Raw genomic sequence first — 14,501 nt, 5'->3', positions numbered from 1 at the left:
ACTGCTTTATCCTTCAACTCAGACAAAAAAGCCGAACTTAGTTCGGCTTTATTCATTTTGGCGTTTCTGTATTTTTTGCGGGCTAAGCTATTAGCCCTAGCTATAGAGATTATGCATCCAGGTTTTGTAATGCTCCAAACTTTGAATATCCTTAAACGGCAATACTATGCCATCGCCTTGCAGCTGTTTTACCGCTTGTGCTTGGCTAGCAAGCATGACTGAGTCAACACTTTGGCTGGGATTGATGATCACAGGCAAGTGGCTGCGGCCCTTGACTTCGACTAAGGCCGCCAGATCTAGCGCGAGGCGCTCTGGCTGAGCCGGATTGCTTATCCCAGAATCACAGAGTATGAGTTGTTTGTTGCCAGTACTTAACACGCAATCTGCGGCGTGAAGCCAATCATTGATACTCCCTAGGGGATGGCGCTCTAGGATCACTGGGCTTGTGAGTGTCCCAAGCTCCACCAACAAGGTTTGATTGTACATTTGTGAGCCGCTCAGCAGTAATATGTCAGAGGCGCGGCTTAAGACATCAATATCATCTCCATCTTCCACGGTTAGAATACTCATCAGTCCGGCTTGGCTTAAGGTTTGGCAATAGTAAGTGAGTTTACTCTGTGGCAGCTTAGGGTTAAGGATAACGGCTTGAAAGCCGGCTTCCTTTAAGGCTTTAATCTTATGTTCAAAGTCGTTGTACTCAAAACTTGTAGTGCTCTCATTTACTTGACGCAGTTCACTGCCTGGTGATAAATCCATCTTGGCAAATGAGATCAAAGGTTTCGCACCAATAACCACGCCTTTGCAATTTACTTGGCTATCTTGAGATTTATGGCTACGAGAATGGGGCTGTGCCTTGAGGGCTAGCACTGGCTCTATTGGGGCCGCTATACGGGAGCTGTCTGGGGCGAGTATAAGCTGCTCTTGGCTTAATTGGGTCGGTTTGACCGTCTCGCTGGGATAGCAACCTAGCACTTTGATAAAACGCGTTAAGCGCGATAATTCCAATAGTGCATCTTGCATTTGCGGGTTGGCAATGTTGGCATCAACATCAAGGTAAAACATCTCTTCCCAGGGGGTACCTGGAATGGGTCTGGACTCGAGCTTAGACATGTTTAAATTATGCTTTCTTAAGGCGAGCAAGGCTTCTACCAAGGCGCCAGGTTGTTGTCCTGTGGCCATAATCAAGGTGGTTTTGGCTGGCAATTGCGTTGGCACATCAACGGCTTTACGGGCGACGATAATAAAACGGCTTTGGTTGATTTTTTGGTTGGCGAGCCCTTTAACCAGTGGATGCAGTTGATACAGGGCGCCGCCTTCTGCACTGCCTATGGCGGCAACGCTATTATCTTTGGCGTTAATTACCTTGGTCATTGCTTCGGCGCTGCTTGCACAATATTCCAGTTTAAACTCTGGATGCTGGCTTAAATATTTACTGCATTGGCTGATGGGTTGAGGATGAGCATAAACGGTTTTTATCTCGTTAAGTGCAGCATCAGCCTTGGTGAGTAAGCAGTGGCCAACTTCAATGGTCGTTTCGCCAACAATAGACAAACTGGTGTGTTGCAAGACGTCGTAGACTTCATTGATGGAGCCTGAAGAGGTGTTTTCAATGGGCAGGAAGCCATAATCGGCATGACCTGATTCCACCGCTTGAATAATGTCATCGAAGCTCTGGCAACCTAAATCCAGCATATTTACTTGCCTGCGCTGGCAATATCGGGATGCTGCTAAGTAAGAGTAAGATCCCTTGGCGCCGAGATAAGCGACGGCGTATTGTTGTTTCTGAGTATCTGGATTCGCGCGGCCGTGGAGGAATGCCTGTTGATTAAGTACTGAGTCTTCTATGATGCTTTGGTAAAGCGACACCACAAAGTGCGCATCTAGCCCTTGCTCCCTGCCTTTTTGTACTAGCCTTGCCAGCAGCTCTTTCTCCCTTTGGGTATCTCTAATGGGGCGTATATCGACTTCTTTACTGCGGGCGACATCTAAGCTTAGGTTTCTGCGTTTAGCTAACAAAGTTAACAGCTCATTATCCAGTGCGGTTATTTGTTCTCTGGTGCTATCGAGTGTCGGTGGTGTGCTCATAAATACTTATCCCGCTTAAAGTGAATCAATGGATTAACGCTTAGCAATAAAAAAGCCTCCAGTGGGAGGCTTAGGTATTTTCATTTTGCTTTCACACAGAAAAACCGCCTCCTAGGTAGGCCGAATAAAAAACTGTGAGAAAGTAAAAAATGATGTCGTCTTCATAGCTTAAAACTAAAACGCTAGCCCTAGAGTGTCAATAGAATTCTACTCATTAATAAGATTGGCATAAATGAAAAGCGCACCCAAGAGGCGCGCTATGGTTGGACATTACACATTTCAAGCGGCGTTTTCCTCCTTATAGTCATACTCAAAGTCATCTTGGGTCTCAATATTGAGGTCACCATGGCGTTGAGCTTGGGGTTTATGAGTCAGGCGGTTGAGCTGTTTTTCCAGCTTTTGTCCCATTGCCGTAATAGCTGCGTAAAGGTTTTCACTTTTCGCCTGAGCAAATAACTCTCCTGTGGGTAAGCCAACAGAAGTTTCAATTTTAAAGAGCTGTTTTTCTTGGGTAATAATGACATGTGGATTGATGAGATGAAGATCATGCCGGGATAATTTTTCTAAGCGATTTTCAATACGTTCACGAATAAGAGCTGTGACTTCAAGTTGTTTGCTTGTGATTTTCAGCATATTTTTGAACCTTCTGTTATGTGCTTAACTTCAGATTAGCAAGGTTTGTCAGAAAAAGCGTGATCAAAGTCACACTTTTTTGGCTTGAATCACGTGACTGCAGTAAATTTGATCGCTTAGACAATAATGCTAAAAAATGCTGTGGATTTACTTGTGTACGAAAATAAATGAGCGCATATTGGATGGGATAACCTCTCAGCATATTCTGCAGTAACAGCCCGCCAACAACAAAATGCACGTCAATTGAACGAGTGATTTTAATTATTCACTCTACACTCGATATTAAATTTCAAGTCCCAGCAGATTGGTATCAACAGCGTTTGTGGTTAAAATACTGCTTAGTTAAATGCGGATCGGAAAAGATGTTATGAGTTCAGCTGAGATAAAAGTCAGAGTGTGGGATGTTTCAACCCGCTTATTTCATTGGTTAATGTTTATTCTACTCGGTGGACTCTGGCTAACGGCCGAGCAAGGCGAGATGCAATGGCATCAAGTGCTAGCATATTGTTTATTGATTTTAATTAGCTTTCGTCTGCTTTGGGGATTTGTTGGTAGTGATACTGCAAAATTTAAGGCCTTTGTTGTGCCACCATCTCAGGCGCTTAACTATTTAACTACTACACCTAAACCCCAGTCGATTGGCCATAACCCTTTGGGTGGTTATATGGTGCTCTTGATGCTGACTGTGTTATTGACTCAATTAGTCACTGGCTTGTTTTCAACCGATGAAATTTTTACTGAAGGCCCTTTGTTTTATCTTGTGGATGAGTCGGTGGCGTTAGGATTAACATGGCTGCATAAGACTAATTTTAATGTACTGCTCGGGTGCGTTGCAGTGCACATCTTGGCGGTATTATTTCATTGGTTTAAAGGCGAGAACCTTATCAAGCCCATGTTTACCGGTGATAAAGTGCTTAGTGTTGAACATGCGCCTGTGAGCACTCCAAAGATGAAGTCGGGGGTGATTGCTTTAATTATAGTGGCAGCATTCGCACTACCTGTGTGGCTCTATTTACTGAAACCCGTGTTAGATTATATCTAATAGGCTTTACGTTTTGCTTGGTAGCGTTTAGTTAAGCGATGGCAAATACCACCGCTTAACTTGGGTCAATTAGTCTTTTTTATAAACGTCATGACAGCCTTTACAGCTTTTTCCTGTCTCCATAAAGGCTTGCTTCATTGAGTTTTTATCGCCGGTTTGGGCCGCTTGAGCCAGTAACGCGGCGTTATTAACAAATGCAGCCATCTTGTCATCGAAATCGGCTTTATCCTGCCAAATGTTGGCTGAAGCATCTGTCTTACCTTTTTCTGAACCCGGAATAAAACCTTCATGGGGGAGTTTAGCCAAGGCTGCAACATTGCTTGCTCGACTGGCAAAAACGGCTTGGTTGAATTCTTTTTTGCCTTTTAACATGGCACTCATATCGCCAAACTGATAGGCAATTAATCCGAAAGCAGATTGACGGTAGTTAATTGCATCGTTGGCATCATCGAAGTTGTTAGCCTGAGCGACTGAGGCTAATAAGCTAGTGCCTAATAGCGCGATTGCGAATTTTTTCATTATGACTCTCTTATAAGTTATATGGCTTAATCACGATTTATCGAAATTATTCTGGCTTATATTATCTTGTTTCAATTACTTTTTTAAAAATATTTTGTTTCAGTTTGTACCTGTTTGGCCTCAGCGAGTATCAGGCGTGTTACCTATTGGAAAGGCAAGCTGACATCAATTTGGTTTGCTGAAGATTTACATCAGGCTATCACCTGTCAGTTTATGGCTTGTGTTGTTACAATCTGTACTGCCATGGCATGACAAAAGAGGAATTAGATGCGCGCTGGATGGGAACTCGTGGTCGATAAAGTGCTAACACACAACAATGTGGTTGAACTCACGACCTTATTTAATTTGCTGCTAACAGAAGAAGAGCGCAGCGCAGTTGCCGGTCGTCTTAAGGTTTTTCAGTTGTTGCTAGCAGGGGATCTCAGTCAAAGGCAGATTGCCGCGGAGTTTGAGATTAGCATAGCGACCATCACACGCTGCTCAAACTACCTTAAACATATGACGGCTGAAGAGAAGGCTAAAGTAAAAGGCTTGATCCTTTAATATACGGCTTTACTGGGGACAGTTAACTTAAGGCTAGGAATAAAAATCGGGCTGTGATTACAGCCCGATAGTTTGCTGCCTAAATCTCGGCTTAAAAACTCGATACTGGCACCCTGTGATTACGGTAACTGGCTCGGCGCATTAAAATGTAAATCGCATAAGTAAGCAAACAAATGGCGATCAGCGCACTGGAATCTTTAGGGACAAAGCGATATAAGGCGCTTGCCGCTAGAATGCAAATAAATGGCAGGTAGTTGTACACAGCCGAAGGCATCAAGCCTTGCTTACGTTTTCGTCTAAGATCCGTGCGCCTGTTGTTGGAGCGTAAAATATAGATCCTTGCGCCGAGTATATAGACTAATATTGCCGCAGCAATTGCATATTTGGGCTCTAGATACAGCAGACTCAAACCACCAATTGCCATATAGGTAAAAGGCAAGAGTTCATAGATAGGTTTAATTAACATAAGCACTCCGTCGCTCGCTATTAATTGTTATTGTATGGGGGGCAAAGCGCATTATGGGACTGGTGTTACTTTCCTTTACAGGTCAAAACCAAATAATGCGGCTCAATCGTTCAGTTGTTTATATCAAGGACTAGCCTTGTGCACACAACTATACCAACTATAGCTTAAAAAAAAGGGTTTTGCCTATAATATGAGCAAAACCCAAGATGATTACCACTTTCGGATTAGCTTATTTGCTTAATCCGTGTGGCAGTTATTATTAGTGACCACAGCCGCCTGCGGCATGAACGTGGCCATGGGCCAGTTCTTCTTCGGTCGCTTCACGCACATCTAACACTTCAATGCTGAAATTCAACGCTTGGCCAGCTAAAGGATGGTTACCATCGACAACGACGACATCATCTTTTACTTCCATAACTTGTACGGGGCGCTGACCCATTTCAGTTTCGGCAATAAAACGCATCCCAGGGACGATATCTTCAACATCACCGAAGGCGTCAATTGGCACTTCTTGCTTAAGGCCATCATGGTATAAACCATAAGCTTGCTCAGCAGGAATGTTGGCTTCAAGCTTATCGCCAATCATCTTGTCTTCGAGTTCTGCTTCAAGACCCGGGATCAGGTTTCCAGTGCCATGAAGGTAAACCATAGGCTCACCGTCGAATGAACTTTCAATTAATAGACCTTGTTGGTCTGACAGGCGGTAATGGATAGTAACAGCCGCGTGCTTAGTAATTTTCATATTGCCTCCACTTCGAAATGTGCAGGCATGATACCTTGCTTTTAGTCACCATGCGATATCCGGCAGTGCAATTTGTCTAATTGAATACTGGACAGTGCAGGGAGTATTAAGGATCTGAAAGTCGTATTTATGTGAGTTTAAAGCAAGATCTTGAAGATAATTCATATTACTGCTGCTTTCACATGTCGGTGTTGTTTGAGTTTGTGCAAGATATTGTTTTATAAGGTTATTAACTGTGAATATAATTACCTTACGTTTACGTAAAGGTTTGTTTTTGGGTGGTTTATGCCAAAACTAGCGCAGAAAATCACTGATTTTAGCCATTCTGATAAGCTTTGAGTTATCAACACTTAAAAATGCTGAAAATAATCTTAATTGGCTCTTGACAAGGGAGTGTTAAAAAGGCAATTCTGTTAATGAGAGGTAACGCAGTGGTTAATTCCTTAGGGTAATCCATTAGCGCTATTTAGTTACTAATTTTGTAGTTTTTATTAATTCAGCCAAGGTGTAAATGCAATGTTAACGAGCCATGCTCAGAGTATTACTCTTATCACCATTACAACCACCACAATCAATATTGTGGGGGCGGGCTAGCGCACCTAAAAGATTTACAAAAAAAGCCCGCTTCCCACTGAAGCGGGCTTTTTTGTTTGTGGTTCTGGTTCTACACAACACTTAATGAATTGAGCAAAGCACAGCCAAAGGAAAAGAAACATGAAGGTAATGAAATTCGGTGGTACATCGCTAGCTAACTGGTCACGCTTTTCAATGGCGGCAGATATCATTATCGAAGCAGCTGCTGTGGAAGCTGTATCGACCGTGCTGTCTGCGCCTGCAACTGTGACCAATTCGCTATTAGAAATTGCTGATCTTGCAGTTAACAAAGAAGATTTTGAACCTGTACTTAAACATATCAGCAATGTATTTAATGAGTTATACCAAGGCGCAGCCTCAGAGCTAACCTCGGTACAGCAAGCCTTGTTAATGCAGCAGTTTCAAACCCAATTTGATGAATGGCAAGATAGACTCAAAGGCATAGGTTTACTTAGTGAATGCCCTGATAGCGTGCGCGCACAAATTGTTGTGTCTGGAGAGCGATTATCGGCAGGTTTAATGCAGCAAGTCTTGCTTGCTAGAAAAGTCTCGGCAGGATTATTGGATCCCTTGGCGCTGTTTATGGCTCACGGAGAAGTACTCGAGTCTGTGGTGGATATTGCTATCAGTAAACCAAGATTTTCGGCTTTAACATTAGAAAGCAATAAGGTGTGGGTTATGCCTGGCTTTACTGCTGCCGATGCAAAAGGTCGGGTGGTGACCCTAGGGCGAAATGGCTCAGATTATTCGGCTGCAGTGCTCGCTGCCTGTTTAGATGCCAGTAGCTGTGAGATCTGGACCGACGTCGATGGCGTGTATAACACAGACCCAAGAGTTGTGCATGATGCCAAGTTGCTTACACAGCTTAGCTACCAGGAGGCAATGGAGCTGTCTTATTTTGGGGCTAAGGTCTTGCACCCTAAAACCATAGCGCCTATCGCTCAATATCATATTCCCTGTTATATCAAAAACAGCTTTAATCCTAGTGCTCCGGGGAGCTTAGTTTCAAACGACTTGGATACCACTGGGCTACAAGTCAAAGCGATTTCAAACCTTGATCACCAAACCATGTTTAACGTTTCAGGTCCGGGTATGAAAGGCATGGTGGGAATGGCGAGCCGCACATTAGCGGCCATTTCAAGAAGTGGGATTTCAGTGTCGCTTATCACCCAGAGTTCTTCGGAATACTCCATTAGTTTTTGTGTTGCCACCAGTGAAGCGCAAAAAGCCAAGTGGGCATTAGAGCAAGAATTTGAACTGGAAATCAAAAGCGAACTGCTGGAGCCAATAGAGTTAAGACAAGGTCTCGCCATAGTGTCGTTAATTGGTGATGGCATGAAAACCCATAAAGGCGTTGCCGCTAAGTTTTTCAGCGCCCTAGCTAAGGCGAGCGTGAATATCATAGCTATCGCTCAAGGCTCGTCTGAACGCTCTATTTCAACTGTGATTGAGCAGTCAAAAACTAAGCACGCTGTGTGCGCCTGCCATCAGGCATTTTTTGATGTGCAGCAATATTTGGATGTATTCCTCGTGGGCTGTGGCAATGTGGGGGCTGGGTTACTTGAACAAATTAAGCAGCAAGAAGAGTTTCTTAAAGAGCAGCACATTAGTATTCGTGTCTGCGGCATTGCCAATTCTAAAAAGATGCTACTCGATAGTTCAGGCCTCAAACTCGATGAGTGGCACAGCGCTTTAGCTGATGATAATGCCCAAAACAATCATGACTTTGAATTGCCGAAACTGATTGAGTGGGCGAAGGAGCAGCAGCTGCTCAATCCGGTATTAGTCGATTGTACCGCTAACGACAAAATAGCCGACTGTTACCTAGATGCTATGAATTCAGGTTTTCATGTTGTTACCCCTAACAAGAAAGCGAACACGCGTGATTATGAATATTATCAATCACTTCGAAAAACTGCACTATCGCAGCGTCGTCAATTTCTTTATGAAACCACAGTGGGTGCAGGCTTACCCGTTATCGATAACCTGAAGAAATTACTCTGTGCTGGAGACAAGTTAATTAAGTTTAACGGCATTTTATCAGGCTCATTATCTTATATCTTCGGCATGCTGGATGAGGGCATGAGTCTGTCAGAAGCCACTAAAATAGCCCGTGATAAATGCTTCACTGAGCCGGATCCAAGAGATGACTTAAGCGGTATGGATGTTGCGCGTAAGGTACTTATTTTGGCAAGAGAAGTTGGCATGCCACTTTCCCTTGCTGACATTCAAGTGGAATCTGTATTACCAAGCCATTTTGATGACTCTGGTGATGTGACCGATTTTATGGCGCGTTTGCCCTCATTGGATGCCCAGATGGCGGCTAAGGTGGAAGCGGCCAAACGCGAAGGTAAAGTATTGCGTTATGTTGGACAAATTGAACAAGATCAATGCTATGTACGCATCATTGCTGTGGATGCCAATGATCCCCTTTATAGCGTAAAAGGCGGTGAGAATGCACTGGCATTTTACAGTCGTTATTATCAACCTATTCCCTTTGTACTCAGGGGATATGGCGCTGGCACAGATGTCACCGCAGCAGGGGTCTTTGCCGACATGCTAAGAACCGTTAATTGGACTCGGGAAGTGGATTTGTAATTATGATAAGCAAAGAAAAAGCGCCACTAACCGTTTATGCACCGGCTTCCATGGGTAATGTTGGGGTAGGGTTCGATTTGTTGGGTGCAGCACTTGCGCCCATTGATGGCAGTTTATTGGGCGATAAGGTCACCATTAGCCAAGCTTCAAATTCCACAGCAAGTCCTGCTTCACTTCATGCAAGTGGTGAAATCCACTTTAGCCAAACAGGAATTTGGAGCCACAAACTGCCAACAGTACCAGAGGACAATATTGTCTATCAATGTGCACAGTTTTTTTTGGATAAACTGGGCGTTAAGACAGGCATAGCGCTGAATTTAGAGAAAAACTTGCCCGTGGGCAGTGGCCTTGGTTCGAGCGCCAGCTCAGTGGTTGCCGCGCTCTATGGCCTGAATGAGTATTTTGATACGCCGTTTGAGCCACAAGTGTTATTGCAGCTAATGGGGGAGTTTGAAGGCAAAATTTCTGGCAGTGTGCATTACGATAATGTCGCGCCCAGTTACCTTGGTGGGATGCAGCTGATGTTAGACAGTCCCTCTGAACTTTGTGCCGCTATTCCGCACTTTAAACACTGGTATTGGCTGGTGGCTTATCCAGGTATTTCCTTGTCGACAGCTAAGATGCGTGCCTTATTGCCAGCCCAATACGATAAGGCTGTGACAATCGATTTTGGCAGGCACTTAAGTGCGTTTGTTCATGCAAGCCATAGCCAAAATCCTAAGCTTGCCATTGAAGTATTAAAAGATGTGTTGGCAGAGCCTTATCGCGCCGATGCGATTCCTGGCTATAAGCAAGCCAGCGGAGCGTTAAATCAGCTTGGCATGCTAACTACAGGCATCTCTGGCAGTGGGCCAACCCTATTTAGCATTACAGATGACATTGGACTGGCTGAGAAAGCCAAAGCCTGGTTAACCGATAATTATGTGACCCAAGACGGCGGCTTCGTGCATATCTGCCATATTGATGAGCAAGGTGCTCGACGGGTTTAGTGGTGGGGCTATGTAGCTTTAGCCACAATTAAAAGATAAAAATTACGAGCGCCGAGATGGAGCATTATTTTGGCGTAAAACTATAGAAAAGATAAAGGCATCACCATGGAATTATATAATTTAAAGCATGTGTCGGAGCGAGTAAATTTCAGTCAAGCCTTGCAGTTGGGATTAGGTAAGGACAGAGGGCTATTTTTCCCAAGCCAGATCCCCAAACTTGATGACATGGACGCCATCTTAGCGCTGCCTTTTGTCGCCCGTTGTAAGACAATCCTCGGCGCTTGGCTCAGTGATGAGTTAGGTCAAAATCAGGTTGATATGTTAGTGGAGCAGGCGTTTAATTTCTCACTGCCTTTGACTCGTGTGGATGACAATAGGGCCTGTCTCGAACTTTTTCATGGTCCAACCTTGGCCTTTAAAGATTTCGGCGCTCGTTTTATGGCTCAGTGCATTAGCGCCTTAGCCGAAGATAAACGTCTGACCATTTTAACCGCGACATCAGGTGACACTGGGGCCGCGGTGGCCGATGCATTTTTCGGCCTAGATAAGGTACAAGTGGTGGTACTTTATCCTAAGGGCAAAATAAGTCTGCTGCAGGAGAAGATGTTTACTACCTTAGGCGAAAATATCCACACTATAGCGGTAGAGTCTGACTTTGATGCTTGTCAGGAACTGGTTAAACAATCTTTTGAGGATAATGAACTTAGGCAAACGTTAGGGCTTAATTCTGCCAATTCTATCAATATCAGCCGTTTGTTGGCGCAGATTTGTTATTACTTTGAAGCTGTCGCTCAAGTAAGGCAATACAGCGATAAAGACATCGTTGTCTCAGTGCCCAGTGGCAATTTTGGTAATTTAACCGCAGGGCTATTTGCCAAGGCCATGGGCTTACCCATAGCGCGCTTTATTGCTGCCACTAACAGCAACGATACTGTGCCTCGTTATCTTGTTAATGGTCAATGGGTCCCTCATACCACGGTTGCCACCTTATCCAATGCGATGGACGTCTCAGAGCCAAGTAATTGGCCAAGAGTTGAGGCGATATGTGCAGCGATGGGCTGGCCGTTAAGTGTGATAAGCGGTGTTATGGTGGATGAAGTCCAAACAGCAGCATCACTGACCTCTCTGGCAAGCTTAGGCTACCAATCAGAGCCCCACGCCAGTATTGCTGCTCAGGGGCTGGTTACGCTTAAGGAACATGAAACCGGCATATTTTTAGGTACGGCCCATCCGGCTAAATTTAAGGATGTAGTCGACAGCATATTGGGCACAGACTTAGCCTTGCCTCAAGCCTTACGCGCCGTGGAAGCTAAAACTATCCTTTCTAGGCCCCTTGCAGCGGACTTTGGTCTGCTTAAATCTCATTTGCTGCAAAAACTAGCCTAAAACTAAGGTATAAGGTGGCAGTCATTCTCGTGAGTGACCGCCATGGTTTATCTGGGATAGCGCGATACAAGGAGGTTTAGAGCCGAGCTTTTTTTGATAAATATGCATTTTTATGATCAAGAACTGAGCGACTTTTTTAGCTTGCGTTAAACTAATAAAACGGAACTCGGGAGGCTGCTATGCTGAAACGGTTATTACAAGATCACAAACATATCTCAATTTTACTGAATATTTTGGCTCAGAAGCGCCAGCTTCTCTCGGCAGGCAGTGGCGTCGACTTCAAAGTGATAAGAGACATAGTTGAGTATATGCAGGTTTATGCTGAGCACAGTCATCACCCAGTAGAAGACATTATCTTCAGTTATTTTACAGCCCAATCCAAAGCGGTTAATGATAATAAGCTAGACGCTGAGCACCATAAGCTCATTGAGTCGACACAAAATCTCATGTTTAGTATTAACCTCGTTCTATCTGATGTTGTTCTATCTAAAGATCAGCTGGTGGCTGACTTAAGTGATTATCTGACTCAACAACGCCAGCATATGGAATATGAAGAACAGCAATTATTTCCGCTATTTGAGCAGCATTTAACTGAGGCTGATTGGCAAGATATCAACCAAGCTTGTCAGCAGAAGTTGATAGATGACCCCTTGTTTAGCCAAACCGATGATGCGTTATTTGAATCTTTAAAAGAGTACTTAATTAAAGCCGAAACTAATCTCTGACGCTGAATTTTGGCGTGCTGCTAAAAACGTAGGCAATAAAAATGCCACCTCAGGTGGCATTTTTTGTCTGTGAACATTATTAATTAACACAGAGGAAGGGGGACAACTATTACTCGTTTATGTTTGAGTGCGATATCAATTGGCTAATGCTAACTATTGTTAACGCATTGCAGAATCATAATCGAAGTTGTAATCCATATCTTGTAGTTCTTTGATTAAGCGGTGTTTATCCTTGATGGCCTCAATTTCGCGCCATTTACGCTTTTTATTCGCGCTCTTGGTTCGAGTGGGCCTTTCAATAACTTCATCAACTCCAGTACCATAATCTAAACGATCCATGACAACCTCCCTTGTTATATGATGTTTTTCTATGCGATTTAATATCATACTTAGGCTATAGGATGCAAGAATTGTGTTTCATTAATGTTAACGCTGAGTGTTGTTTTGATGATGTTTCGCCATCAACAGGCAATAAAAAAACCAGCATTCGCTGGTTTTTTTATTGGGCATAGCACTGATTGTGAGCTTAAATTTTACCTTGCCTGAACCGATTTATCAGTGCATTGCTGGATGAATCGAGTTCTGTGGCATTGTGCGCCGCACCAATTCGAGCTAGCACATCATTGCCGAGCTGCTTTCCAAGCTCAACACCCCACTGATCGAATGAGTTAATTTGCCAAATCGCGCCTTGTACTAAGGTTCTGTGCTCATAGAGTGCGATAAGCGAACCTAAGGTTTGCGGCGTTAGCTTATCCATCAGCAAGGTGTTACTAGGCTTGTTGCCCAGCATCACCTTGTGTTTAGCGATGAGGGTTTTATCGGCTTCATTAAGTGAGCTTTGAGAAAGCTCTGCCATGGCCTCTTCGAAGGTTCGACCTTGCATTAGGGCTTGAGTTTGACCAAAACAGTTAGATGCAAGTTGTGCATGGTGTTCGCCCAGCGGATTATGACTTTGCAATGGCATAATAAAATCGGCAGGAATAAGTGCTGTGCCTTGATGCAACAATTGGTGGTAAGCGTGCTGACCATTGGTGCCTTCACCGCCCCAAATGACAGGCCCTGTGCTGTAATCCACTTGAGTGCCATTTAAGGTTACCGATTTACCATTGCTTTCCATATCGAGTTGCTGGAAATAGGCAGGGAGCCCACGTAAATAATGGTCATAGGTCAATACCACATGAGACTGAGCCCCATGGAAATTAGTATAAAGCACAGACAACAGCGCCATGATGACTGGCATGTTTTGCTCTAATGGCGCGGCTTTAACGTGCTCATCCATTTGATGGGCGCCATCGAGCAGCAAACGGAAATTGTCCATACCAATTAATAGCGCAATAGGTAATCCTATGGCTGACCACAGAGAATATCGACCACCGACCCAGTCCCACATAGGGAAAATATTGTCTGCGTCCATGCCAAATTCAGTGGCCTTGGTGACGTTTGAGGTCACAGCAACGAAGTGCTTAGCGATATCAGCCTGAGTGGCGCCTTGGTCTAAGAACCAATCTTTAGCGCTTAAGGTATTGGTCAAGGTTTCTTGAGTGCCAAAAGACTTTGATGACATAACAAACAAAGTGGTTTCAGCATTAAGCAGCTTTAATTTTTCACAAATTGAACTGGCATCGACATTGGCAACGAAATGGCAATTAAGCCCGGCCTTCCAATAAGGGCGTAGCGCTTGTGAGACTATCTTAGGGCCTAAGAATGAGCCACCAATACCAATGCTGACTATGTCAGTGATGCGCTTGCCTGTGTAGCCTTTGCATTGTCCAGTTTGCACTGAATCCACAAATTGAGCCATTTTATCCAAGGTTTGCTGCACTTCTGGGACAATATTAACCCCATCGACGCGTATATCTTGGCAGGCTTTACTGCGAAGGGCGGTATGTAATACTGCGCGCTGCTCAGTGGTATTAATAATGTCACCATTAAACATGGCGGCTATTTTTTCTGTAAGCTTTGCTTCTTTCGCTAATGAAAATAATAGTTTAAGTGTGGTCTCATCCGCACGGTTTTTTGAGTAGTCCAAAAAAAGACCACAGGCGTTCAGGCTCATCTGCTCAAACCTTTGAGGGTTTTGAGCAAATAAGTCTCGCATGTGAGGCAGCTTGGCTGCATCGGCAATAAGGGCCTGCCAGCAGCTGCTTTGAGTAAGTTGTGTCATGGGAAACCCCTTAAA

At 44.2% G+C, this 14,501-nt stretch carries 12 protein-coding genes, 1 pseudogene and 1 other annotated feature; of the genes and pseudogenes, 6 read left to right on the top strand and 7 right to left on the bottom strand.

From position 1 onward, the window contains the following. Window positions 1-96 precede the first annotated feature (96 nt). Both SDEN_RS14280 and hpf read right to left on the bottom strand, forming a co-directional pair. Complete coding sequence (locus SDEN_RS14280) at window positions 97-2,085, bottom strand: chorismate mutase (RefSeq protein ID WP_011497176.1); 1,989 nt, start codon at window positions 2,083-2,085, stop codon at window positions 97-99. Between the two features lie 279 nt (window positions 2,086-2,364). Further along, window positions 2,365-2,718, bottom strand: coding sequence for a ribosome hibernation-promoting factor, HPF/YfiA family (gene hpf, locus SDEN_RS14275; RefSeq protein WP_011497175.1), 354 nt, complete (start codon window positions 2,716-2,718; stop codon window positions 2,365-2,367). Window positions 2,719-3,085: 367 nt separating this feature from the next. Here hpf and SDEN_RS14270 point away from each other — a divergent pair, with 367 nt between their 5' ends. Beyond that, complete coding sequence (locus SDEN_RS14270; protein ID WP_041405824.1) at window positions 3,086-3,760, top strand: cytochrome b/b6 domain-containing protein; 675 nt, start codon at window positions 3,086-3,088, stop codon at window positions 3,758-3,760. A gap of 69 nt (window positions 3,761-3,829) precedes the next feature. Here the strand turns inward: SDEN_RS14270 and SDEN_RS14265 are convergent, their stop codons facing one another. Further along, entirely contained in the window at window positions 3,830-4,279 is a 450-nt protein-coding gene (locus tag SDEN_RS14265) for a c-type cytochrome (protein WP_011497173.1), read from the bottom strand. A gap of 267 nt (window positions 4,280-4,546) precedes the next feature. Here SDEN_RS14265 and SDEN_RS14260 point away from each other — a divergent pair, with 267 nt between their 5' ends. Further along, window positions 4,547-4,822 (top strand): Trp family transcriptional regulator, encoded by a 276-nt coding sequence (locus SDEN_RS14260; protein WP_011497172.1) that lies wholly within the window; start codon window positions 4,547-4,549, stop codon window positions 4,820-4,822. A 91-nt stretch (window positions 4,823-4,913) separates the two neighbouring features. On the opposite strand, the gene SDEN_RS14255 is transcribed toward SDEN_RS14260, so the two are convergent. Beyond that, on the bottom strand, window positions 4,914-5,288 hold the full coding sequence (locus tag SDEN_RS14255) for a hypothetical protein (protein ID WP_011497171.1): 375 nt from the start codon (window positions 5,286-5,288) through the stop codon (window positions 4,914-4,916). 265 nt (window positions 5,289-5,553) lie between these two features. Next, window positions 5,554-6,030 (bottom strand): annotated as a pseudogene (locus SDEN_RS14250) (peptidylprolyl isomerase); the annotation flags it as partial. A 532-nt stretch (window positions 6,031-6,562) separates the two neighbouring features. Next, window positions 6,563-6,681: a sequence feature (Thr leader region), on the top strand. A gap of 63 nt (window positions 6,682-6,744) precedes the next feature. Between SDEN_RS14250 and thrA the strand changes: the two are divergent. From thrA to SDEN_RS14230, 4 genes are all read left to right on the top strand, one after another. After that, the gene (gene thrA, locus SDEN_RS14245; RefSeq protein ID WP_011497169.1) at window positions 6,745-9,222 is read left to right on the top strand and encodes a bifunctional aspartate kinase/homoserine dehydrogenase I; all 2,478 of its coding nucleotides are present in this window, start codon (window positions 6,745-6,747) and stop codon (window positions 9,220-9,222) included. A 2-nt stretch (window positions 9,223-9,224) separates the two neighbouring features. Next, window positions 9,225-10,211 (top strand): homoserine kinase, encoded by a 987-nt coding sequence (gene thrB / locus SDEN_RS14240; RefSeq protein WP_011497168.1) that lies wholly within the window; start codon window positions 9,225-9,227, stop codon window positions 10,209-10,211. Between the two features lie 105 nt (window positions 10,212-10,316). Beyond that, complete coding sequence (thrC, locus tag SDEN_RS14235) at window positions 10,317-11,597, top strand: threonine synthase (RefSeq protein WP_011497167.1); 1,281 nt, start codon at window positions 10,317-10,319, stop codon at window positions 11,595-11,597. Between the two features lie 179 nt (window positions 11,598-11,776). After that, window positions 11,777-12,322 carry a hemerythrin domain-containing protein gene (locus tag SDEN_RS14230; protein ID WP_011497166.1) on the top strand — a complete coding sequence of 182 codons (546 nt, stop codon included), beginning with the start codon at window positions 11,777-11,779 and terminating at the stop codon, window positions 12,320-12,322. Between the two features lie 159 nt (window positions 12,323-12,481). Here SDEN_RS14230 and SDEN_RS14225 read toward each other — a convergent pair whose 3' ends face one another. Continuing rightward, the gene (locus SDEN_RS14225; protein ID WP_011497165.1) at window positions 12,482-12,661 is read right to left on the bottom strand and encodes a DUF3545 family protein; all 180 of its coding nucleotides are present in this window, start codon (window positions 12,659-12,661) and stop codon (window positions 12,482-12,484) included. Between the two features lie 187 nt (window positions 12,662-12,848). Continuing rightward, a complete protein-coding gene (gene pgi / locus SDEN_RS14220; RefSeq protein WP_011497164.1) occupies window positions 12,849-14,486 on the bottom strand; it encodes a glucose-6-phosphate isomerase in 1,638 nt (545 codons plus the stop codon). Window positions 14,487-14,501 lie beyond the last annotated feature (15 nt).

Origin of the sequence: Shewanella denitrificans OS217, from assembly GCF_000013765.1 — a bacterium.
Classification (GTDB): Bacteria; Pseudomonadota; Gammaproteobacteria; order Enterobacterales; family Shewanellaceae; genus Shewanella; species Shewanella denitrificans.
This window is presented reverse-complemented; position numbering and strand designations above follow the sequence as displayed.